At 70.3% G+C, this 20,969-nt stretch carries 22 protein-coding genes and 1 tRNA gene; 9 read left to right on the forward strand and 14 right to left on the reverse strand.

The features are described 5' to 3' along the window. Positions 1–24: 24 nt before the first annotated feature. Complete coding sequence (gene leuS, locus WMR31_RS18440; protein ID WP_340540382.1) at positions 25–2,526, reverse strand: leucine--tRNA ligase; 2,502 nt, start codon at positions 2,524–2,526, stop codon at positions 25–27. Between the two features lie 215 nt (positions 2,527–2,741). Between leuS and serS the strand changes: the two genes are divergently transcribed. Both serS and WMR31_RS18450 read left to right on the forward strand, forming a co-directional pair. Then, on the forward strand, positions 2,742–4,004 hold the full coding sequence (serS, locus tag WMR31_RS18445) for a serine--tRNA ligase (protein ID WP_340540355.1): 1,263 nt from the start codon (positions 2,742–2,744) through the stop codon (positions 4,002–4,004). After that, on the forward strand, positions 4,004–4,465 hold the full coding sequence (locus WMR31_RS18450; protein ID WP_340540356.1) for a VOC family protein: 462 nt from the start codon (positions 4,004–4,006) through the stop codon (positions 4,463–4,465). Before serS ends, WMR31_RS18450 begins: the two co-directional genes overlap by 1 nt. A gap of 135 nt (positions 4,466–4,600) precedes the next feature. Here the strand turns inward: WMR31_RS18450 and WMR31_RS18455 are convergent, their stop codons facing one another. Then, entirely contained in the window at positions 4,601–5,227 is a 627-nt protein-coding gene (locus WMR31_RS18455; protein WP_340540357.1) for a TetR/AcrR family transcriptional regulator, read from the reverse strand. A gap of 121 nt (positions 5,228–5,348) precedes the next feature. Here WMR31_RS18455 and WMR31_RS18460 point away from each other — a divergent pair, with 121 nt between their 5' ends. The 5 genes from WMR31_RS18460 to WMR31_RS18480 all read left to right on the forward strand — a co-directional run bounded on the left by WMR31_RS18460 (position 5,349) and on the right by WMR31_RS18480 (position 10,442). Beyond that, positions 5,349–6,152 (forward strand): SDR family NAD(P)-dependent oxidoreductase, encoded by an 804-nt coding sequence (locus WMR31_RS18460; protein WP_340540358.1) that lies wholly within the window; start codon positions 5,349–5,351, stop codon positions 6,150–6,152. A gap of 3 nt (positions 6,153–6,155) precedes the next feature. Then, the gene (locus WMR31_RS18465; protein ID WP_340540359.1) at positions 6,156–7,295 is read left to right on the forward strand and encodes a DUF5938 domain-containing protein; all 1,140 of its coding nucleotides are present in this window, start codon (positions 6,156–6,158) and stop codon (positions 7,293–7,295) included. Positions 7,296–7,300: 5 nt separating this feature from the next. Beyond that, positions 7,301–8,842: an acyl-CoA synthetase gene (locus WMR31_RS18470; RefSeq protein ID WP_340540360.1), complete on the forward strand. Its 1,542-nt coding sequence runs from the start codon at positions 7,301–7,303 to the stop codon at positions 8,840–8,842. Between the two features lie 206 nt (positions 8,843–9,048). After that, a complete protein-coding gene (locus WMR31_RS18475) occupies positions 9,049–9,840 on the forward strand; it encodes an SDR family NAD(P)-dependent oxidoreductase (protein WP_340540361.1) in 792 nt (263 codons plus the stop codon). Between the two features lie 68 nt (positions 9,841–9,908). After that, positions 9,909–10,442, forward strand: coding sequence for a hypothetical protein (locus WMR31_RS18480; protein WP_340540362.1), 534 nt, complete (start codon positions 9,909–9,911; stop codon positions 10,440–10,442). Here WMR31_RS18480 and WMR31_RS18485 read toward each other — a convergent pair. The 3 genes from WMR31_RS18485 to WMR31_RS18495 form a co-directional block, all read right to left on the reverse strand. Then, positions 10,420–11,190: an alpha/beta fold hydrolase gene (locus WMR31_RS18485; RefSeq protein WP_340540363.1), complete on the reverse strand. Its 771-nt coding sequence runs from the start codon at positions 11,188–11,190 to the stop codon at positions 10,420–10,422. The two genes, WMR31_RS18480 and WMR31_RS18485, sit on opposite strands and share 23 nt — an antisense overlap. A 111-nt stretch (positions 11,191–11,301) precedes the next feature. Continuing rightward, the gene (locus WMR31_RS18490) at positions 11,302–11,922 is read right to left on the reverse strand and encodes a response regulator (protein ID WP_340540364.1); all 621 of its coding nucleotides are present in this window, start codon (positions 11,920–11,922) and stop codon (positions 11,302–11,304) included. Further along, on the reverse strand, positions 11,919–13,100 hold the full coding sequence (locus tag WMR31_RS18495; protein WP_340540365.1) for a sensor histidine kinase: 1,182 nt from the start codon (positions 13,098–13,100) through the stop codon (positions 11,919–11,921). Before WMR31_RS18495 ends, WMR31_RS18490 begins: the two co-directional genes overlap by 4 nt. Before the next feature lie 162 nt (positions 13,101–13,262). On the opposite strand from WMR31_RS18495, the gene WMR31_RS18500 reads away from it, so the two are divergent. Together WMR31_RS18500 and WMR31_RS18505 are read left to right on the forward strand one after the other, a co-directional pair. Further along, on the forward strand, positions 13,263–14,339 hold the full coding sequence (locus WMR31_RS18500) for an ABC transporter permease (protein WP_340540366.1): 1,077 nt from the start codon (positions 13,263–13,265) through the stop codon (positions 14,337–14,339). Then, positions 14,336–15,070, forward strand: coding sequence for an ABC transporter ATP-binding protein (locus WMR31_RS18505; RefSeq protein WP_340540367.1), 735 nt, complete (start codon positions 14,336–14,338; stop codon positions 15,068–15,070). Before WMR31_RS18500 ends, WMR31_RS18505 begins: the two co-directional genes overlap by 4 nt. Positions 15,071–15,094: 24 nt before the next feature. On the opposite strand, the gene WMR31_RS18510 is transcribed toward WMR31_RS18505, so the two are convergent. From WMR31_RS18510 to WMR31_RS18550, 9 genes are all read right to left on the reverse strand, one after another. Beyond that, complete coding sequence (locus tag WMR31_RS18510) at positions 15,095–16,294, reverse strand: acyl-CoA dehydrogenase family protein (protein ID WP_340540368.1); 1,200 nt, start codon at positions 16,292–16,294, stop codon at positions 15,095–15,097. After that, on the reverse strand, positions 16,291–17,445 hold the full coding sequence (locus tag WMR31_RS18515; RefSeq protein ID WP_340540369.1) for a CaiB/BaiF CoA transferase family protein: 1,155 nt from the start codon (positions 17,443–17,445) through the stop codon (positions 16,291–16,293). Before WMR31_RS18515 ends, WMR31_RS18510 begins: the two co-directional genes overlap by 4 nt. A 312-nt stretch (positions 17,446–17,757) precedes the next feature. Next, a complete protein-coding gene (locus tag WMR31_RS18520) occupies positions 17,758–17,976 on the reverse strand; it encodes an addiction module protein (RefSeq protein ID WP_340540370.1) in 219 nt (72 codons plus the stop codon). A gap of 373 nt (positions 17,977–18,349) precedes the next feature. Beyond that, positions 18,350–18,422: transfer RNA gene (locus WMR31_RS18525), tRNA-Ala, on the reverse strand. A gap of 98 nt (positions 18,423–18,520) precedes the next feature. After that, complete coding sequence (locus WMR31_RS18530) at positions 18,521–19,138, reverse strand: histidine phosphatase family protein (RefSeq protein WP_340540371.1); 618 nt, start codon at positions 19,136–19,138, stop codon at positions 18,521–18,523. After that, positions 19,135–19,557 carry a ribosome silencing factor gene (gene rsfS, locus WMR31_RS18535; RefSeq protein ID WP_340540372.1) on the reverse strand — a complete coding sequence of 141 codons (423 nt, stop codon included), beginning with the start codon at positions 19,555–19,557 and terminating at the stop codon, positions 19,135–19,137. The genes WMR31_RS18530 and rsfS overlap by 4 nt, the downstream gene beginning before the upstream one ends. Next, entirely contained in the window at positions 19,554–20,216 is a 663-nt protein-coding gene (nadD, locus tag WMR31_RS18540; protein WP_340540373.1) for a nicotinate-nucleotide adenylyltransferase, read from the reverse strand. The genes rsfS and nadD overlap by 4 nt, the downstream gene beginning before the upstream one ends. Positions 20,217–20,232: 16 nt before the next feature. Then, a complete protein-coding gene (locus WMR31_RS18545; RefSeq protein ID WP_340540374.1) occupies positions 20,233–20,409 on the reverse strand; it encodes a hypothetical protein in 177 nt (58 codons plus the stop codon). A gap of 88 nt (positions 20,410–20,497) precedes the next feature. Beyond that, positions 20,498–20,962, reverse strand: coding sequence for a hypothetical protein (locus tag WMR31_RS18550; RefSeq protein ID WP_340540375.1), 465 nt, complete (start codon positions 20,960–20,962; stop codon positions 20,498–20,500). Positions 20,963–20,969 lie beyond the last annotated feature (7 nt).

Raw genomic sequence — 20,969 nt, forward strand, 5'->3', positions numbered from 1 at the left:
CGGGGATCCTATGCGGCGGATCCCTCACACCACCACGTTGACCAGCTTCGGCTCGCGGACGATGACCTTGCGGATCTCCCGACCGTCGATCGCGGCGACGACGGCCGGATCGGCCAGGGCCATCGCCTCCAGGTCGGCGGCGCTGATGTCGGGCGCGACCTCCAGCCGGGCGCGCACCTTCCCCTGGATCTGGACGACGGCGGTGACCGACTCCTCCACCAGCAGCGCCTCCTCGACCACCGGCCACGCGGCCTGCGCCACCGACGGCGTGTGCCCCAGCCGCTCCCACATCTCCTCGGCGACGTACGGCGCGACCATCGACAGCAGGATCGCGACCGCCTCGACCGCCTCGCGGACCGCCGGGTCGTCGCCGCCGGCGCCGGAGTCGATCGTCTTGCGGGTGGCGTTGACCAGCTCCATGACCCGGGCCACGAGGACGTTGAAGCGGTAGCCCTCCACCAGCTGCTCGGCCGCGCGGACCGTGCGGTGGGTGACCCGGCGCAGCGCCACGTCGCCGTCGGAGGCCGGAGCGCCCGGCGCCGAGGTGACGTCACCGCTCAGCCGCCAGGCCCGCTGCAGGAAGCGCAGCGCACCCGCGGGGCTGACGTCGGCCCAGTCGATGTTGTCCTCCGGCGGGCTGGCGAAGACCAGGGTCAGCCGGACGGCGTCGACTCCGAACTCCGCAAGTTGGTCCCCCAGACTGACGCCGTTGCCCAGCGACTTGCTCATCTTGCGTCCGTTGTTGATCACCTTGCCCTGGGACAGGTAGGCCTCGAACGGCTCGTCCCAGGTGATCAGGCCCATGTCGCGCAGGGCCTTGGTGAAGAACCGGGCGTACATCAGGTGCAGCACCGCGTGCTCGTCGCCACCGATGTACAGGTCGATCGGGCCCCAGGCCTCGGCCTTGGCCGGGTCGAAGGCCTGGGTGTTGTCGTGCGGGGACAGGTAGCGGAAGAAGTACCAGGAGGAGTCGACGAAGGTGTCCATCGTGTCGGTGTCCCGCTGGGCGGGACCGCCGCACACCGGACACGTGACCGAGACCCACTCGGTGGCCGCACCCAGCGGCGAGGTCCCCTTGGGCTTCAGGTCGGCACCGCGCAGAGCCGGCAGCTCGACGGGCAGCTGGTCCTCGGGCACCGGCACCTCGCCGTCGACCGGGCAGTGGATGATCGGGATCGGGGCGCCCCAGTAGCGCTGGCGCGAGAGCAGCCAGTCGCGCAGCCGGAAGTTGACCGTGCCGGTGCCGCGGTCCTCGGCCTCCAGCAGTCCGATCGCGCGGTGGATCCCCTCGGACTTGTCGCTCAGGCCGTCCAGCGGGCCGGAGTTCACATAGACGCCGTCGCCGGTGGTGGCGACGCCGCTCTCTTCGGGGTTGTCCTCGCCGGTGTCGACGACGCGGCGCGCCGGCAGGTCCATGGCGCGGGCGAAGTCCAGGTCGCGCTGGTCGTGGGCTGGCACCGCCATGATCGCGCCGGTGCCGTAGTCGGCCAGCACGTAGTCGGAGGCCCAGACCGGGATCCGCTCGCCGTTGATCGGGTTGGTGGCGTGGACGCCCAGGAACACCCCGGTCTTGGGCCGGTCGGTGGCCAGCCGGTCGATGTCGGAGGCCTTGCCGACGTCGTCGCGGTACTGCTCCAGGGCCGCCCGCTGCTCGTCGGTGACCAGCTCGGCGGCCAGCTTCGCGTCGGCGGCCACCACCATGAACGTCGCACCCCACAGCGTGTCGGGGCGGGTGGTGAACACGGTCAGCGGCTCGTGGCCCTCGACCTCAAAGGTCACGTGCGCACCCTCGGACCGGCCGATCCAGGCGCGCTGGGCGTTGACGACCTTGCCGATCCAGGTGTCCTGCAGGTCGTCCAGGCTGTCGTACAGCTCCTGGGCGTAGGCGGTCGTCTTGAAGTACCACTGGGTCAGCTCGCGCTTGGTCACCTCGGCGCCGCACCGTTCGCAGGTGCCGTCGGCCAGCACCTGCTCGTTGGCCAGCACCGTCTGGTCCTGCGGGCACCAGTTGACCGGGCTGTTCTTGCGGTAGGCCAGCCCCTGCTCGCGCAGCTTCAGGAACAGCCACTGGGTCCAGTGGTAGTACTCCGGGTCGGAGGTGTGCAGCCGGCGCGACCAGTCGAAGCTCAGCCCGTAGCGCTTCATCGACTCGAACTGCGTCTCGATGTTCGCGTAGGTGTAGGTGGCCGGGTGCTCGTCGTTGCGGATCGCGGCGTTCTCGGCCGGCAGGCCGAAGGAGTCCCAGCCCATCGGGTTCAGGACCTCGTAGCCGCGGAAGCGCCAGTAGCGAGAGATCACGTCGTGCAGCGCGAAGACCTCGGCGTGACCCATGTGCAGGTCGCCGCTGGGGTAGGGGAACATCGTCAGGGCGTACTTCTTCTCCCGCTCACCCGAGACGACCGAGTCGTCGTCGGCGCGGAAGGGGTCGAGCTCGGACCAGACCTGCTGCCACTTCTGCTCGACCTGCGCGACGTCGTACGTCGCCGCCTCGGTGCCGGTGTCCGCCGTGGTGTCCTGCTCGCTCATCGCCTGCTCCTGCTCGTCTGCTTCGTGGTGTGGCCTGGGCATGAAAAAGCCCCTCGCAGGGAGGGGCTGCCGCGCGATCACAAAGGGATCAGCGCGGCTGTCCAAGAAGCAGGGTGTGGGTCCTCACGACTCCATCGTAGCGCGTCGGGCGCCGAGCGTCCGATCCGGCGCGACCGCCGGTCCCCCCGGTCTCTAGTGCCGCCTAGGCTGTCGCCATGCTGGACGTACGCATCATCCGTGAGAGCCCCGACCTGGTGAAGCACGCTGTCGAGGTGAAGGGGATCGACCTCGACGTCGACGCCCTGGTCGCCCTCGACGCCGAGACCCGTCGCCTGCGGCACGAGGTCGACAACGTCCAGGGCGAGCGCAAGCGGCGCTCGAAGGAGTTCGGACGGGCCGACGAGGCCACTCGGGAGAAGCTGCGCGCCGAGCAGGCCGACTTCGACGCCCGGCTCACCTCGCTGCGCGAGGAGCACGCGGCCAAGGCCGCCGAGCTGCAGGAGCTGATGCTCCAGGTGCCGGGCATCCCCTGGGACGGCTCGCCGGTCGGTGCGGGCGAGGCCGAGAACGTCGTCATCAAGCAGGTCGGCACTCCCCCGACCTTCGACTTCGAGCCGCTCGACCACGTCGCGTTGCTCGAGGAGCGCGGCTGGGCGGAGTTCGCCCGCGCCCGCAACGTCTCGGGCGAGCGTGCCTATGCACTCCGGGGCGACGCCGTCCTGCTGGAGCGAGCACTGCTCTCGTTCGCCCTCGACCTTCTCATCGCGCGCCACTTCACACCGATCTCGGTGCCGTCACTGGTGCGCGAGGGCCCGCTGGTCGGCACCGGCATGTTCCCCAAGGGCCGCGAGGAGACCTACGAGCTCCCGGCCGACGACCTCTTCCTCGCCGGCACCGGCGAGGTCGCGCTCGTGGGCCTGCACGCCGGCGAGATCCTCGACAAGGCCCAGCTCCCCGTCCTCTATGCCGGGATCTCGCCGTGCTTCCGCCGCGAGATCGGCAGCGCGGGGCGCGACGTGCGCGGCCTGATCCGGGTGCACCAGTTCGAGAAGGTCGAGCAGTTCGTGATCTGCGAGGCCGACGACGCCGAGTCCGAGCGGTGGCACCAGGCGCTGCTCGACTGCGCCGAGCAGGTGCTGGTCGACCTCGACCTGGCCTACGAGGTGGTCGAGTGCAGCACCGGCGACATGGGCCTGGGCAAGTTCCGGATGAACGACATCAACACCTGGTTCCCCAGCCTCGACAGCTATCGCGAGACCCACTCGTGCTCCACGCTGCACGACTGGCAGGCCCGGCGCGCGAACCTGCGCTACCGCGACGCCGACGGCACGATCCGGCACGCCCACACCCTCAACAACACCGCGGTGGCGACGCCGCGGCTGCTCGCCGCGGTCATCGAGAACCACCAGACAGCCGATCGCCGCATCGCCGTCCCCGAGGCGCTGCGGCCCTACCTGCACGGACGCGAGGTGCTCTGATGGCCCTGTCCCCCTGGATCGTCGCCGCGGACGCCGCCGGGCTCCTCGACTTCCTCACCGAGGTCTTCGGAGCCCAGGAGCGCGGGCGCTCTCCCGGACCGGACGGCCGGATCGGGCACGCCGAGACGGTCGTGGGCGGCGCGAGCGTCGTCGTCATGGATGCCCACGACGGCTGGCCGGCCCAGCCCGCTCTGTTGCGAGTCGACGTGGAGGATCTCGAGGGCACCCTCTCCCGTGCCGAGGCCGCCGGCGCCACGATCGTCACGCCGCGCACCTCCCTGCCCTTCGGCGACGACGTCGCCCGGTTCACTGACCCCTGGGGCAACCTGTGGTGGGTGCAACAGCACGTCGAGGACGTCGACTTCGACACCCTGCTGGCCCGCATGGAGGACCCCGCCACGGCCGAGACCATGGCCGCCTACGAGGGCTCGCTCGACGAGGAGATGCGGCGTCGGGCCTAGCGTCCGCTTGTTACCGACCGTTGTGACTTGTTACCGACCGTTGTGACCTCTGGCCTGCTCTTGTAAGCGCAGGCCAGAGGTGAGAACGGTCAGTAACAAGCGCGACCGACCACCACCAGCACCCGCCCCCGACGGTCAGGACTGCGGCGCCAGCAGCAGCGGCATCAGCGCGCGCACCTGGCCCGGCAGCGCCTCGAGGACGGCGTCCTCACCGCGCGGCAGGGCGAGCAGCGCCTGCTGGAAGACCCCGTCGAGGACGCCGTAGGCGGCCGGTGAAGCAAGGGCCGGCGGCCGGCCGGCGAGGTCGGAGTAGCGCTCGACGACGCGCCAGATCATCTCCTGGAGGGTCTGGTCGATGTAGGTGACGGCCTCGCGCAGGCCCTCCTCGAACATGCTCTGCGAGCGCAGGTCGTACCAGAGGCGGTGCATCGGCGCCTCGTCGCGCAGGGTCTCGACGAGCTTGGCCCCGAAGGCCTCGACCAGTTCGTCTGCCGTGGTGGAGTCCTCCACGACCGAGTCGTAGCGACGCACGCACTGGGCCTTGTAGTAGCGCACGCAGTAGACGATGAGCTCGAGCTTGTCGCGGAAGTAGTAGTGGACGACGCCATGGCTGAACTCGGAGTTCGTGGCGATCTCCCGCAGGCTCGCCCGGGCGTAGCCGAGCTCCCCGAGGGTTCGCAGGGCCGACTCGGCGAGCTGGTTGCGGCGCTCGTCGTGCTTGTCGGCCGACGACCGGCGGGCACGGGTCGCGGTGGTCGTCATGTGCCCATCCTGCCACAGTGGCCAGCATTCCTGGACAGTCGTCAAGATTTTCCTTGACAGTCGTCAAGCCAATCGGTCACCGTGTGAGCGGCACCACATACCCGACCCAGGAGGCCGCCGCATGACCCATCACGATCGATCGCCGTTGAGCGGGCGCACCGCGCTGGTCACCGGCGGGGCCCAAGGGCTCGGTGAGGGCATGGCCCGCGCCCTCGCCGCGGCCGGCGCCACCGTCGTCGTCGCCGACCTCCAGGACGGGCCGGCCGGGAAGGTCGCCGAGTCGCTCGGCAACGACAGCTCGGCGGTCCACCTCGACGTCACCGACGAGGCCGGCTGGCAGGCCGCCGTCGCCACCACCGTCGAGCGCACCGGACGCCTCGACGTCCTGGTCAACAACGCCGGCGTCGAGATCTCCAGCCTCATCGCCGACGTGAGCGTCGACGACATCCGCACGATGCTCGACGTCAACGTGCTCGGCACCGCCCTCGGCATCAAGCACGGCCTGCGCGCGATGCGGCCCGACGGCGCCGCCGGTCAGGGCGGCAGCATCCTCAACATCTCCTCCGTCGCCGCGACCATCGCCTTCCCCGGCATCCCGATCTACTCCGCCACCAAGGCGGCCGTCGACCGCCTCACCCGGGTCTCGGCGATGGAGGCCGGCAAGCTCGGCTGGGGCGTGCGCGTCAACTGCGTCTACCCGGGCCTGGTGCCCACCGAGATGGGCACCGGCCTCGCTGTCGACATGGCGAGCCTCGGCCTCTTCGAGAGTCCCGACGCCGCCGTCGGCGCGGTGGTCGAACAGACGCCGCTGGGCCGTCTCGGCACGGTGGAGGACATGGCCGACGCCGTGGTCTTCCTCGCCTCTGACGCCTCCCGATTCATCACTGGAACCGGCCTCTCGGTCGACGGCGGAATGGGGATGTGAGTCATGACTGACCAGAGCGAGAAGAAGCCGGTCGTCGTCTACGGCGCCTCCGGCTACACCGGCCGTCTCGTGTGCGAGTACCTGCGCGAGTACGGCGTCCCGTTCATCGCCGCCGGCCGCAGCGCCGACCGGCTCAACGCCTCCATGGAGTCCAATGTCGCCGGCATCGAGACCGCCGACTACGAGGTCGTCGAGGTGGCGGGCGACGTGGAGTCCCTCACCGAGCTGTTCCGGGGTGCCCAGGTCGTCCTCAACACCGTCGGCCCGTTCAGCAAGTACGGCCCCGCCGTCGTCGAGGCGGCACTCGCCGCCGGCGCGCACTACAGCGATCCGACCGGCGAGCAGGACTGGCTGATGACCTGCGACGAGAAGTACGGCGCCGCCTTCGCCGAGGCCGGGCTGCTACTGGCCCCTGGGCTCGCGCACATGTACACCACCGGCGAGATCGCCGCCCAGCTGTGCCTGGAGACGCCCGGCCTCGACACCCTCGACATCGCCGTGTTCTGGGGCGGCAGCCCCACCATCGCCTCCACCCAGACGATCCTGGTCAACGCCGCCACCTCCGCGGCCCACCACCTCGAGCAGAACCAGTACGTGCCCTTCGATCCCGACCAGGGACTCGTGCCGCTGGTGGTGCCGGGCCAGCACGAGCTCGCACTCTCGCTCCCCTGGGGCGGCACGTCGCACCCGGTGTGGTTCAAGCGGGACCCGCGGGTCGCCAACTGCAAGGCCCAGGGAGGCGTGTTCAACGCGGCGCTGATGAACGGCGTCCCGCAGATCGTCGCAGCCGCCCTCGACGCCACGCGGGACATGAACGACGAGGACCGTGACGCCGCGCTCACCGCTACCGCGGCGCAGGTGATGAACGTGATGCCGCCGCGAGAGAACCCGCGGCTGAACAAGTCCCTCGACTCCGTCCATGCCTCGGGCCCGCTGGGGCGAGCCCATTGCGTCATCCACGGAAACTCCAACTACAAGCAGACCGGGCTGCTGCAGGCCTACGCCGCCTACTACCTCCTCCAGCAGCCCCCGCTGCGGGTGGGCTTCGCCTCCGGCTGCCAGGCCTTCGGGCACCGCGAGCTCCTCGGAGTGCTCCGGTCCTTCGGTCTGGTGGCCAAGCCCGTCCTCACCGTGGAGGACTGACCGCCGTGCGCCTGGCCGACTACCTCGACAAGGGGGCCTCCCTCGGGCCCGATGCTGCCTGCCTCACCACCGACGGGGTCACCAGCACCTACGCGGAGGTGCAGGCCCTCAGCCACCGGATCGCCGGAGGCCTGCGGGCTCGAGGGGTCGCGCCGGGCGACACGGTGGCCATCTTGTCGGCCAACGATCCGGTCGCGTTCACCGCCGTGTTCGGCATCAGCCGCGCCGGTGCGGTGTGGTGCCCGATCAACCCGCGCAACGAGGCGGCCGAGAACCGCGAGCTGCTGGAGCTCTTCGACTGCTCGGTGCTGATCTTCCAGGCGTCGTTCGCGCCGTTGGTCGACCAGATCCGCGGCGAGCTCCCCGCCTTGACCACGCTGGTGTGTCTCGATGCCGATCTCGACTGGGCACTCACCTGGGACGACCTCCTCTCCGGCGGAGCCGACGGTGACGACGTCGAGCACCCCGGCGTCGACGACCTCGCGATGATCGTCGGGACCGGGGGCACCACCGGACGACCCAAGGGCGTACTGCTCACCAATCGCAACCTCGAGACGATGAGCGCCATCACGTTGATGAGCTATCCGTTCGAGGGGCGCCCGGTCTATCTCGCGCTCGCGCCCCTCACGCACGCGGCCGGAGTCCTCTGCTTCCCGGTGCTGGCGCACGGCGGGGAGATCGTCGTGATGCGCTCCCCCGACGTCGGCGCGTTCCTCGAGCACGTTGAGCGGCACGGCGTCACCCACACCTTCCTGCCACCCACCCTCATCTACATGCTCCTCGCACACCAGGCACTGGAGAGCACCGATCTCTCCAGTCTTCAGTGCTTCTGGTACGGCGCCGCACCGATGTCGGTCGCCCGCCTCGAGGAGGCGCTGACCCGCATCGGACCGGTGATGGCCCAGCTGTTCGGCCAGACCGAGGCGCCGATGATGATCGCGACGCTGCCGCCCCGTGAGCACTTCCGGGACGACGGCAGCATCGCCCTCGAACGGCTGTCATCAGCGGGGCGTCCAGCACCGCTGGTGACGGTCTCGATCATGGGATCCGACGGCGCGCTGTTGCCGCCGGGCGAGACCGGGGAGATCGTCGTCCGCGGCTCCTTGGTGATGGCCGGCTACCACCGCAACCCGGAGGCGACCGCCGAGGCCTCCGAGCACGGCTGGCACCACACCGGCGACGTCGGCTACCTCGACCCCGACGGCTACCTGTTCATCGTCGACCGCGCCAAGGACATGGTCATCACCGGCGGCTTCAACGTCTACTCCACCGAGGTCGAGCAGGCACTGATGGCCCACCGCGACGTGCAGGACTGCGCGGTGATCGGCCTGCCCGACGAGAAGTGGGGCGAGCGGGTGGTCGCCGTCGTCCAGCCGCGGGCGGGGGCCAGGCCCGATCCCGCCGAGCTCACCGCCTTCGTCAAGGGCCGGATCGGCAGTGTCAAGGCGCCCAAGCAGATCGAGCTCTGGGACGACCTGCCGCGCTCGAAGGTCGGCAAGGTCCTCAAGACCGACATCAAGGACCGGCTCGCCCCTCCGGCAGGCTGAGACTGCGCGGAGGCGACGGGCCGATGCTGGCTCGTAGGCTGTCGCGGCTAAGTGTTGGTGTTGGGCGTGCTCAGGGTGCGTAGCGCGCAAGGCGCCGAATCGATGCCAGACCGGGCGTCTCGCGAGATTCGGCAACGCCGCGAGGTGCGTGGCATGGGTGCGGGCAGCCCAAGAGTTAGCTGCGACGGCCTACTAGGGTCCCGGGTATGACTGACACCTCCGCGTCGGGCGAGTCCCGCACCGTTCCCGACCTCTTCCGCCTCGACGGAAAGGTCGCCGTCGTCACCGGAGCTTCCAGCGGGCTCGGAGTGGCCTTCGCCAAGGGTCTCGCCGAGGCCGGCGCCGACCTCGTGCTCGGAGCGCGTCGCGTCGACCGGCTCGCCGAGACCGCCGCCCTGGTCGAGGCCACCGGGCGCCGCGCCCTCACCGTCGCCACCGACGTCGCCGACCCCGAGTCCTGCACCAACCTGGTCGCCCTGGCGATGGAGGAGTTCGGTCACGTCGACATCCTGGTCAACAACGCCGGCATCGGCACCGCCGTCCCGGCCACCAAGGAGACGCCGGAGCAGTTCCGCAACGTCATCGACGTCAACCTCAACGGCTGCTACTGGATGGCGCAGGCCTGCGGCCGGGTGATGCAGCCGGGCTCGAGCATCATCAACATCTCCTCGATCCTCGGCATCACCACCGCCGGACTCCCCCAGGCCGCCTACGCCGCCTCGAAGGCCGGCCTGATCGGGCTGACCCGCGACCTCGCCCAGCAGTGGACCGGCCGCAAGGGCATCCGGGTCAACTCCATCGCGCCGGGGTTCTTCACCTCCGAGATGACCGACCAGTACCCCGAGGGGTACCTGGAGTCGCAGGGCCCACGCATCTCGGTCGGCCGCAAGGGCGACCCGGTCGAGCTCGCCGCCACCGCGGTGTTCCTCGCCTCCGACGCCGCCGGCTACATCACCGGCCAGACCCTGCCCGTCGACGGCGGGATCACGATCACCTGAGGTCCTCACGCACGCCCGCGGGTCGCGTTACTGTCCTGGCACTCGTTCTCGGAGAGTAGGAGCAGGCCATGCGTGACCCTCAAACGACCATCCGCACTCTCGTCGTCGCCCTGGTGACGGTCGTGGTGGCCTTGATCGGCGTCGTCGTCGCGCTGGTAGTGGCCGTGGTTTCCGACGATCCCCCCGACGCCGCTCGTGAGCGGCCGGGCGACCAGCCGACGAGCCGCGCCGACGACCGCATAGTGGAGGTGAGAAGTGCCTCCGTAGGGCAATGCATCGACGTGTCCGAGTCCACCAACACCATCACGATGATGAGCACCGACTGCTCCGACCTCCACGATGCTGAGATCTCCTACGTCGGGTTCTACTCCGACGTGAGGAGTCTCGACGTGATACCCAGCGATCCCGACGACTACACCGACGCAGGAGCCTCCGCCCTCATCTGCACTGCCTTGATGGACAGCGAGGCAGTAGCCGCCCTTGACGTTCATGTGATGCACCAGTTGATCACCCAGGATGACTCTCCTTCCGACGGCGACTCCATCCTCTGCTACGTGAGCAGCGACGACGGCATCCCGTTCACCGAGAAGCAGTTGCCCTAGTTCGTCGGGGCCACCACGCCACCACCCCGTCCACGATCGCGTCGGGCGTGCGCACCCAAGCGATGTGGTCGGTGGAGGCGCGCTCGGGGACCTCGTCCCCGGCGAAGTGCCAGCGGGTGACGACGTCGGGCTCGAACAGCCCTCCGAGGGCGTCCACGGACGGCGACGGGGCGAGTCGGTCGCCCTCGAGGCTGACCAACAGGGCGGGTGTGTCGATCGGCCGAGTCTGCGGGAACGGCGGGCGACCGGTGAGCACCATACGGGCCCACTCGCGCATGAGGGTCCGGGCGCCGGGACCGCCGAAAGCCGGCTTCGGCACGTACCCGAGCGCCAGGGTCGTCAGGGGCACCACGGTGCCGACCATGGCGGCCAGCGGGAGACCGCCGTACTCGTAGTGGCGGAAGTACGGCAGGGTGCCGCCGACCGTGACCACGCCGTCCACTGGTTCGTGGGTCAGCTCGTGTCCAGCGGCGAGCTGCGCACCGAGGCTGTGGCCCAGCACCAGCACCGGGCGCTCGGGCCGCTCGGCGCGGGCTTCCCGGACCGCCGCGGCGAGGTCGTCGATCTCGTCGCTGTAGGACCAGTCGACCCGACGGCTCGCGCGCACGCCATCGCGCTCGAAGCCGCGGCGTCCCAGCCCCCTCGCCTCCCAGCCGCGTGCCTCGAAGGCCTCGACCAGCGGGCGGTAGTAGCCGGATCCGATCGCCATCGCGGGTGAGATCAGTACCTTGGGCGCGGCCGCGGGCATGCGGGCTCCTGTCTCGGAGAGGACTTATGTTTGCACTGCTCACATTAGCGTAGTGAAGCGACGGGTCGGTGGCAAAACGCCCAGGGACGAGACTCCGCGACCGGTCGCTCGTCAGCGCAGCAGGCCCAGCGAACGACCGGCCGAGACCGCCGCGGTGCGCGAGGAGACGCCTAGCTTCGAGAACACGTGCACCAGGTGCGACTTCACCGTCGCATCGGTGATGTGGAGACTGCTGGCGATCTCGGCGTTGGAGGCACCGGAGGCCACCAGCTCGAGCACCTCGATCTCACGGCCGGACAGGCTCACCTGCGGGGTGCGCATCCGCTCGAGCAGGCGCCCCGCGATCGTCGGCGCCAGGGCACTCTCCCCCGCGGCCGCCGCCCGGATCGCCGCGACCAGCTCCGCGGGCGGCGCGTCCTTGAGCAGATAGCCGCTCGCCCCCGCCTCCACCGCACCGAGGATGTCGCCGTCGGTGTCGTAGTTGGTGAGCACCAAGACGTACGGCGGCGCCGCCTGGCCTCGGATCAGGCGGGTCGCCTCCGCGCCGGTCGCGCCGCCGGCGAACTGAAGATCCATGAGCACCAGCTCGGGCGACACGGTGGCCGCCAGTTCGACGGCGTGCTCCGCCGAGGACGCCTCGCCGACGACCTCGAGATCGGGCTCACTGTCGAGCAGCGCACGCAGCCCGGCTCGGACCACGGGGTGGTCGTCGGCGATGAGGATCCGGATCATGGCGCACTCCGATCGACGGTGACGGCCAGGGTCGTACCGGCGCCCGGCTCGCTCTCGACCTCGACAGTGCCACCGATCTGCGCGATCCGCTCACGGATGGCCCGGAGTCCGAAGGAGTCCGACGGCGAGGCGGCGCGCACGGCGGCGGGATCGAATCCGACGCCGTCATCGGCGACCGACAAGGTGGTGTGAGCTCCGTCGTCGGTGAGAGCGATGACGACCTGGGTGGCTCCGGCGTGCTGGACGACATTGGCGAGAGCGCCCTGCGCGACGCGCAGCAGCGCGGTCTGGACCGGCATCGGCAGCTCGACGCCGTCACGAGCACTCACCTCGATCTGCAGCCCGTTCATGGCAGCCTGGGTCTCGGCCAGGCGCCGTAACGCGCTGGGTAGGCCCTTGTCCAGCCCCGGCGGACTGAGCTCACGGATGAACTGGCGCGTCTCGGCGAGGACGTCGGCGGCGGTCTCGCGCGCCAGTCGCACGTGGGCGAGCCCCGGCCCCTCCGGATCGGACCGCTCGGCGGCATGCAGGAGCATCTGCACGCTCGACATCCCCTGCGCGACGGTGTCGTGGATCTCGCGCGCCAGGCGGGCGCGCTCGGCGAGGATCCCCTGCTCGTGCTCGGTCGCGGCCAACTGGTCGCGGGTGGCGACGAGCTCGGCCACGAGTTCCTCCCGTTCGATCGCCTCGCGGGCCAGGGCTCGGTAGCCCAGGCCGATCAGCAGGGCGACCGCCGCCCCGACCAACGGCCCGATCACGCCGCCGGCGGTGAAACCCGAGTGCATCCCGAGCGCGATGATCGCGATGCCGGTGGCCAGCACGACCGCGACCGGCCCCCAGGGCGGCGCGATCAGGTGCAGATAGAGGAAGAACATGGGGAAGACCAGGTAAGCGGCCTCGGGTGTGGTCGCCATGAGGGCGACCCACAGCACGGTCAGCACCGCCAGCCAGATCGCACCGGCTCGCGCACGACGTTCGCCGGTCGAGGTGGTCCGCGCCCACCAGGCTCCGGCGACGTAGACGACGCCGAACAGGGTCACGAGGGCGACCGCGGCCCAGGTGGGCGAGGCCTCGCCCACCGCGATGCGGAACGCCACCAGCGCGAGCAGCGCGGCGACGAGGAGGTGGAGCCCGGTGCGGAGTCCGATGAACACGGGCGTCAGAGAGGCATGCGGCATGGCAGGCCCCAGCCTACGGAGCCGACCCGGCTGAGGGATCCATCGAAAGTTGGATCGGAGGACCCATCCCACTGCCGATGTGGCGACGACGCGGGAGGAGCAGGCTTGGAGACGTCTCCATCGGGGCGCTCGACGCCCCACCTATCGGAAGGAACCATCACCGTGTTCGTCGCTTGGCGCGATCTCCGGTTCGCGCGCGGCAGGTTCGCGCTCATCGCGGCCGTCGTCGCTCTCATCACCCTGCTCGTCGGATTCCTCGCGGGTCTCTCCGGGGGCCTCGCCTCCCAGAACGTCTCGGCCGTGCTCGCCCTGCCGGGCGACCGGATCGTGTTGGAGGACCCGGACAAGGGCGAACCCAGCTTCTCCGAGTCGAGCCTGGACAAGGCCACCATCGAGGCCTGGCGCAAGGCGGACGGTGTCGACGCCGCCGTCCCGATCGGGATCGGTCAGGGCCGCGCCACACACGAGGGTCAGCCCATCGCCGTCGCGCTGTTCGGCGTGCCCACCGACGCCGGCTCCTCCGGGGTCGGGGACCTGGCCCCTCACAAGGCCGATGAGATCGGGCTGTCAGCGGGTGCGGCCGACCAGCTGGAGGCGAAGAAGGGCGACAAGATCACGATCGCGGAGAAGACCTACACGGTCGCGGAGGTGAGCGGTGATCTCTGGTACAGCCACACACCGGTCGTCACGATGACGCCCGACGCCTGGGAGGCCACCGACAAGGCCCTGGGAGGCACGGGTGAGGCCACCGCCCTCGTCGTCAGCGGCGACGCGGACTGGAAGGCGATCGCGAAGGACACCGGCACCGTGGCCGACGGTCACATCGCGAGCCTGAGCGCCTTGGAGACCTTCAAGTCCGAGATCGGCTCCCTCGGCCTGATGATCGCGATGCTCTTCGGAGTGTCGGCACTCGTCGTCGGCGCGTTCTTCACGGTGTGGACCATGCAGCGTGCGGGAGACATCGCGGTCCTCAAGGCCCTCGGTGCGAGCACCGCCTCGCTGGTGCGGGACGCGCTCGGCCAGGCCCTGATCGTCCTGGTGGTCGGCATCGGCGTCGGACTGATCGCGGTGATCGGCTTCGGCACCCTCGCCTCGCAGGCCCTGCCCTTCCTCCTCAACCCGTGGACGACGTTGGCCCCAGCCCTCGCGATGGCCGTTCTGGGCCTCGCCGGCGCGGCCTTCGCGCTGCGCACCGTCACCCACGCCGACCCTCTCACCGCCCTTGGGAGCAATCGATGATCCGCCTCGACGACGCCACCTTGACCTACCCCGACGGCGCCGGCCGCATCACCGCGGTCGACCACGTGAGCCTCACCGGGAAGCCCGGTGTGGTCACCGGGATCACCGGCCCCTCGGGGTCGGGCAAGTCCAGCATCCTCGCGCTCGCCGCCACCCTGATCCGCCCCGACTCGGGGCACGTCTGGATCGGCGACGTCGATGCAGCGAAGATCTCGCGCCGCGAGGCCACCGACCTGCGGCGCGACCGGATCGGCATCGTGTTCCAGCAGTCGAACCTGATCGCCTCCCTCACCGCCCGCGAGCAAGTGGAGGTGATGGGTGAGCTCGGCGGCCACGACGAGCGAGCGCGACGTCGCCTCGTGCGCAGCCATGTCGAGGAGCTGCTCGACTCTGTGGGCCTGGCCGGGCAGGGCGGGAAGCGCCCCGCCCAGCTCTCCGGCGGGCAGCGCCAGCGAGTGGCGATCGCCCGCGCGCTGGCCCATGAGCCCGAGGTCCTCCTCATCGACGAGCCCACCAGTGCTCTGGACCAGGAGCGGGGTGCGGAGATCATGGAGCTGATCCACCGGCTCACCCACGAGCGCAACACCTCGACGCTTCTGGTCACCCACGACCTCGTGCACCGCAAGTCGCTCGATGAGCTCCTCACCGTCGTCGACGGGAAGATCACCGAGCACACCACGCAGCACGGGGCGAGTGGCGCAAGCGCCGCCGCCGCGCCGAGCGCCTCCTGACCGACCCGCCTGACCGGACTGGGATCAGCGGAAGGCCGAGTGGCCCGTCATGGCCTCGCCGAGGACCAGGGTGTGCATCTCGACGGTGCCCTCGTAGGTCAGCACGGACTCCAGGTTGTTGGCGTGCCGGATGACGGGGTACTCCAGCGAGATGCCATTGGCCCCGAGGACGGTGCGCGCGGTGCGGCAGATCTCGATCGCCTCTCGCACGTTGTTGAGCTTGCCGAGCGAGACCTGCTCGGGGCGGAGCGTGCCGGCGTCCTTGCGGCGGCCGAGATGCAGGGCGAGCAACAGGCCCTTGGTGTACTCGAGGTTCATGTCGACGAGCTTGTGCTGGGTGAGCTGGAAGGCCGAGATCGGCTTGCCGAACTGGATCCGCTCACCGGCGTAGTCGAGCGCCGCCCTCAGCGACGAGCGCGCGGCCCCCATCGCGCCCCAGACGATGCCGTAGCGAGCCTCGTTGAGGCAGCTGAGCGGGCCCTTGAGGCCACGCACCTCCGGGAAGGCGGCGGAGTCGGGCAGCCGGACGCCGTCCAGGACGATCTCGCCGGTGACCGAGGCGCGCAGCGACAGCTTGTGCTTGATCTCCGGCGCACTGAAGCCGGGAGTGTCGGTCGGGACGACGAACCCGCGGACGCCCTCGTCGGTCTGGGCCCACACCACGGCCACGTCGGCGATCGAGGAGTTGGTGATCCACATCTTGCGGCCCTCGAGGATCCAGTCGGACCCCTCGCCGCCCGCGCGTCGCGCGCGGGTGCGCATGCTGCCCGGGTCGGAGCCGGCGTCCGGCTCGGTGAGCCCGAAGCACCCGATCGCCTCGCCGGTGGCCATCGAGGGCAGCCACTCGTGCTTGTGCTCCTCCGAGCCCCAGCGCCAGATCGCGAACATCGCCAGCGAGCCCTGCACCGACACCAGCGAACGGATCCCCGAGTCGGACGCCTCGAGCTCCAGGCAGGCCAGTCCGTAGTCGGTCGCCGACATCCCGGCACACCCGTAGCCCTCCAGGTGCATGCCGAGCAGGCCGAGCGCGCCGAGATCCTTGGCCAGGCCGCGGACGTCGTCGATGGTGCCCCGCTCGAACCAGTCGGCGACGTAGGGGTCGACCCGCTCGGCGCACAGCTGCCGGACCGACGCGCGGACCGCGCGCTCGTCGTCGCTGAGCAGGTCGTCGATGCCGGCCGCGTCGAGCGGATCGAAGGCGGGGAGGTCGGTCGAGGGGGTCATGTCTGGCTCTCCTGGCTGGGCTGAGGCTGGAACTTCTCACGGACGACGGCGTTGTGCTCACCGAGTCGGGGCGGGGCGGCGTAGTCGGTCACCGGCGTCTCGGAGAACGTGAGCGGACTGCGGACCTGGGGCGGGCTCTGCGGTCCGACGTCGACCGTAGGCTGGAGGCCGAGTCGCGTCGCGAGCTCGAGGCCGTCGGCGAGGGTGCCGACCGGACCCACCGGCAGCCCCGCCGCCCTCAGGCGCTGGACCCACCTGGCCACGTCGTCCGCGCCCAGCGCGTCCTCGAGAGCCGCGACCAGCTCGTCGCGGTGCGCGACCCGGTCGGCGTTGGCGGCGAAGCGCGGATCCTCGGCGAGCTCCGGCCGGCCGATGGCGGCGGCCAGACGGCCGAACTGGGCATCGTTGCCGCAGCAGACCGCGACGTGGCCGTCCCCGGCGCGCAGCGTCTCGTACGGCGCGATCGAGGGATGCCGGTTGCCCATCGCCTCGGGCACCTCGCCGGTGGCCAGGTAGGACGACGCCTGGTTGGCCAGCGAGCCGAGGAGGCTGGAGAGCAGGTTGACCTCGACATGCTGTCCCCGACCGATCACCTCACGGGCCCGCAGCGCGGCGAGGATGCCGACCACGGCGTCCTTGGAGGTCAGGACGTCGACGAGCGCGACCCCGGCCTTCGTCGGCTCGCCCGGCGGCCCGGTGATGCTCATCAGCCCGCCCACGGCCTGCACGAGGAAGTCGTAGCCGGCGAGGTCGGCACCCCGCGTGGCACCGAACCCGGTGATAGAGGCGTAGACGACCCCGCGGTTGCGGGCCGAGGCGGACTCGTAGTCCAGCCCGTGGCGTGCGAGGGTGCCGGCCCTGAAGTTCTCGATCAGCACATCGCACCGGGACGCAAGCTCCTGGGCCACGGCGAGGTCACTGGGATCGGACAGGTCGAGCTCGACGGACCTCTTCGACCTGTTCGCGCACTCGAAGTACGAGCTGGAGTTGTCCGTCCACGGCGGCCCCCAGTGCCGGGTGTCGTCGCCGACCCCGGGCCGCTCGACCTTGATCACCTCGGCCCCCAGGTCGGCGAGGGTCGCCGCGGCCAGCGGACCGGCCAGCACCCGACTGAAGTCGGCGACCAACACGCCCTCCAGCGGGAGCGTCATGAGCGCCGTCCGTTCCGGCCGCAGCGGCCGTGGTAGCGGGAGCTGTCTGGGTCCACCGCGCCATGCTCGCAGGCGTGGCTCGCGGGTCGACGTCGTGCCCCCATCGTCGTCGCGGCGACGACCTGCGTCGCGAGGCTCCCAGATGCAGATCGGCGTCGATCGGGATCGGCTCGCGAGCCTCGGCCTGCGGCTGGACCGCGAAGGATCACGCCGATCCCGAACAGTTGAAGATTGCGCTCTACTACGGCTCGTCTGACTGGGACTCGAAGGAACGGGCTAACTTGCCCAGCAGCACGCGCCGGACGTCGCGCGTCATGCGGTCAGGGCACGGACGGCCGCGATGGCCTCGTCCAGCGAGAGCCCGCGATCCAGGTCGGCCACGAGTTCGGCGTGCCGACGCTCGATCGTCGCCAACTGCTCGGGCGTCAGACGAAGGTCAGCATCGAGTGTCTCCTCAATGTGGGCGACGAGCTCGATGCGCTCGTCGTCGCTCAAGGCGTCGACGGCTGCGAGGAGTTCGGTGCTGACCACGACACAAATCTACGCCCGACGCCCGACACCAATGAGCGACTCGACCGACAGTGCCGGCCTGTGTCCGCTCAATAGCGATCAGCAAGGCTGCAGTGAGCTCCTCGGGCTGGTGACGAACTCCGTCGTCGGTTCGTCGAATAGGCGGTCGGGTTTGCCCCCAGCCTGCCGCTCGGCCCGGCGATTCCGCTGCTCATGCCACCGCTGCCCGGCGGCTGGATCGGTGCTGTGGAGGGGACCTTCATACATTGCGACACTTCTGCGAACCTTCCGCGGTGAGGCTCCTGGTAGGGCTGCGAACCGCTTCCGAAGCCAGAAACAAGAACCCGCTGGTCAGGTCCTGTTTCCAGGTCCTGACCAGCGGGTTCTCATCGGGTGGAGGTGAGGGGACTCGAACCCCTGACCCCCTGCATGCCATGCAGGTGCGCTACCAGCTGCGCCACACCCCCGGAAGGATCATCACCCGGCTCGATCGACTCTCGCCTGGCGACTCGGAGTACTTTAGCCAACCCATCCAGCGGATGCGAAATCGGGCCGTGAGCCGGGCTCAGGCGGTCCGGTTGTAGGCCCGCAGCCGGAGCGGACCACCGGCCACGCCGGGCGTCTCGACCAGCTCGACGCGGCCGCAGTTGTCGAGGCCGCGCAGGCTGTGGGTCTGTTCGGGCGGCCAGCCGAGGAGCGCGACGGTGGCCTCGCGGATCGCGGCACCATGACTGATCGCGACGCCGGTCTCCCCCGGCGCCAGTTCGGCCAGCAGTTCGGTGAGGGCCTCGACCATCCGGGCCCGTACCGCCTCGGTCGGCTCGGCGGCCGGGACGTCGTCGTACCTGCCGGCCCGGAGTGCGGCGTAGCCTGCCGGGTCGCGCTCGGCGAGTTCGGCGTGCGAGAGGCTCTCGTACTCGCCGAAGGAGAACTCGCGCAGTCTCTTGTCGAAGACCGGCTCCAGCCCACTGGCCTCGGCGATCGGCGCCACCGTCTGCCGGGTGCGCTCGAGGTCTGAGCACCACAGCAGGCTCGGGCGCAGCGCGGCGATCTGTGGGGCGACCTGACGCGCCTGGGCGTGCCCGTGCTCGTCGAGACCGATGTCGAGTTGCCCTTGGAGGCGCCCCTCGTGGTTCCACGCGGTGCGTCCGTGACGTACCAGGACGAGCGTGCGGCCGCTCACTCGCCGGAGGTGGAGTCGGTGGCGCCCTCCGCGTCGTCGCGCCCCTGATGCGGGGCGGTGACCTCGGCCGGGAGCGCGATCGTCGGGCAGTCGCGCCACAGCCGCTCGAGGGCGTAGAACTGCCGCTCCTCCTCGTGCTGGATGTGCACGACGATCTCGCCGTAGTCGAGCAGCACCCAGCGGCCGTCGCGCTCGCCCTCGCGGCGGATCGGCTTGGCGCCGGCCTCGCGGAGCTTGTCCTCGACCTCGTCGACGATCGCCTTGACCTGGCGGTCGTTGGTCGCCGAGGCGAGCAGGAATGCGTCGGTAATGGCGAGCTGGTCGCTGACGTCGAAGGCGACGATCTGCTGGGCCAGCTTGTCGCTCGCGGCGCGCGCGGCGACGGTGACGAGGTCGACGGCGTGGGCGGTGGCTGTCATGTGGCGGTGTCTTCCCGGCGATCGTTCTCGCCCTGGTTCTGGCCCTGGTAGAGGCCGTGCTTGGTGATGTACTGCACCACGCCGTCGGGCACGAGGTACCAGACGGGGCGCCCCTCTCGCTGGCGGGAGCGGCAGTCTGTGGAGCTGATGGCCAGTGCCGGGACCTCGAGGAGGGTGACCCGATCGTTGGGGATCCGCGCGATCGTGCTCGCCTCGAGGTCCGCCCCGGGGCGGGTGCAGCCCACGAAGTGCGCCAGGTCGAAGAGCTGCTCGTGGTCGCGCCAGCTGAAGATGTCGGCCAAGGCATCGGCGCCGGTGATGAAGTAGAGGTCGGCGTCCGGGTGCTGCTGAGCCAGATCGCGAAGCGTGTCGATGGTGTAGGTCGGTCCGTCGCGGTCGATGTCGACCCGCGAGACCCGGAACCGCGGGTTGGCCGCGGTGGCCACCACCGTCATCAGATAGCGGTGCTCGGCCGGCGAGACCTCACGATCCGACTTCTGCCACGGCCTTCCCGTGGGGACGAAGATCACCTCGTCGAGGTCGAACCACGACTGGACCTCCGAGGCCGCGACCAGGTGACCGTGGTGGATCGGATCGAAGGTGCCGCCCATGATGCCGATGCGCGGCCGTACGGGCGCGTCGGCCTCGGCCGTGCTCATGCGGAGAGGCCCATGCTCAGCTGTGCTCGCGGCCTCCGCCGAAGGCCAACAGCGCGCCCAGCAGGGCGAGCAGGATGGCCAGCACGATGGCGCCCACCAGATAGGGGCTCACCGCCGCGTCACCGTGGCTCTCGGCCTCCGCCGCAGCGGAGAGGGCGGGGGCAGCAGTGGCAGCGATCGTGCTCAACGACATGACCGCACCCTATCGCCCGGGGCGGGCCGATGGTGAGCCAGTATCGCTGCGCCGCGCCGCGACGCAGCCGGGATCCACCGGTTCAGGCTCAGTGGAAGGCGAGGTCGGCACCGAGGAAGAGGAGGGTGAAGCGCAGGCACCGGCCCACGAAGACCGTCGGCACGAACACCCACATCGGCATCTTGAGCAGACCTGCCACGAAGGCCATCACCAGCAGCGGTGGGACGCCGGCGGATGCGGCCACGAACATCACCACGCCCGCGTAGATCGGACGGCCCTCCATCCGCGCGGTCCAGCGTTCGTAGCCGGCCTTGATCTTGGGTGCGGAGAGCTTCTTCTGGGCCCAGGCCGAGTCGATGCCCCGGCGCGCGGCCTCGTACCAGATCACCTTCCCGACCGTCGCGCCGCCGCCGGCGGCGATGCCGAGCGAGATGGCTGTCGCCGTCCCCGGAGAGGCGGCCGCCCCGCCGATGATGAAGGCCTCGATTGGCAGGAACGGGAGCAGCGCGGAGGCGATGCTGAGCCCGAACATGCTCAGCCAGGCGATGATCATGGTCGAT

Source organism: Nocardioides epinepheli (assembly GCF_037936805.1).
Lineage (GTDB): Bacteria > Actinomycetota > Actinomycetes > Propionibacteriales > Nocardioidaceae > Nocardioides.

Bases quoted from the DNA above. Each gene is read 5' to 3' on its own strand.
- leuS (WP_340540382.1), bottom strand. From the start codon at position 2,526: ATGAGCGAGCAGGACACCACGGCGGACACCGGCACCGAGGCGGCGACG.
- serS (WP_340540355.1), top strand. From the start codon at position 2,742: ATGCTGGACGTACGCATCATCCGTGAGAGCCCCGACCTGGTGAAGCAC.
- WMR31_RS18450 (WP_340540356.1), top strand. From the start codon at position 4,004: ATGGCCCTGTCCCCCTGGATCGTCGCCGCGGACGCCGCCGGGCTCCTC.
- WMR31_RS18455 (WP_340540357.1), bottom strand. From the start codon at position 5,227: ATGACGACCACCGCGACCCGTGCCCGCCGGTCGTCGGCCGACAAGCAC.
- WMR31_RS18460 (WP_340540358.1), top strand. From the start codon at position 5,349: ATGACCCATCACGATCGATCGCCGTTGAGCGGGCGCACCGCGCTGGTC.
- WMR31_RS18465 (WP_340540359.1), top strand. From the start codon at position 6,156: ATGACTGACCAGAGCGAGAAGAAGCCGGTCGTCGTCTACGGCGCCTCC.
- WMR31_RS18475 (WP_340540361.1), top strand. From the start codon at position 9,049: ATGACTGACACCTCCGCGTCGGGCGAGTCCCGCACCGTTCCCGACCTC.
- WMR31_RS18480 (WP_340540362.1), top strand. From the start codon at position 9,909: ATGCGTGACCCTCAAACGACCATCCGCACTCTCGTCGTCGCCCTGGTG.
- WMR31_RS18485 (WP_340540363.1), bottom strand. From the start codon at position 11,190: ATGCCCGCGGCCGCGCCCAAGGTACTGATCTCACCCGCGATGGCGATC.
- WMR31_RS18490 (WP_340540364.1), bottom strand. From the start codon at position 11,922: ATGATCCGGATCCTCATCGCCGACGACCACCCCGTGGTCCGAGCCGGG.
- WMR31_RS18495 (WP_340540365.1), bottom strand. From the start codon at position 13,100: ATGCCGCATGCCTCTCTGACGCCCGTGTTCATCGGACTCCGCACCGGG.
- WMR31_RS18505 (WP_340540367.1), top strand. From the start codon at position 14,336: ATGATCCGCCTCGACGACGCCACCTTGACCTACCCCGACGGCGCCGGC.
- WMR31_RS18510 (WP_340540368.1), bottom strand. From the start codon at position 16,294: ATGACCCCCTCGACCGACCTCCCCGCCTTCGATCCGCTCGACGCGGCC.
- WMR31_RS18515 (WP_340540369.1), bottom strand. From the start codon at position 17,445: ATGACGCTCCCGCTGGAGGGCGTGTTGGTCGCCGACTTCAGTCGGGTG.
- rsfS (WP_340540372.1), bottom strand. From the start codon at position 19,557: ATGACAGCCACCGCCCACGCCGTCGACCTCGTCACCGTCGCCGCGCGC.
- nadD (WP_340540373.1), bottom strand. From the start codon at position 20,216: ATGAGCACGGCCGAGGCCGACGCGCCCGTACGGCCGCGCATCGGCATC.
- WMR31_RS18545 (WP_340540374.1), bottom strand. From the start codon at position 20,409: ATGTCGTTGAGCACGATCGCTGCCACTGCTGCCCCCGCCCTCTCCGCT.
- WMR31_RS18550 (WP_340540375.1), bottom strand. From the start codon at position 20,962: ATGATCATCGCCTGGCTGAGCATGTTCGGGCTCAGCATCGCCTCCGCG.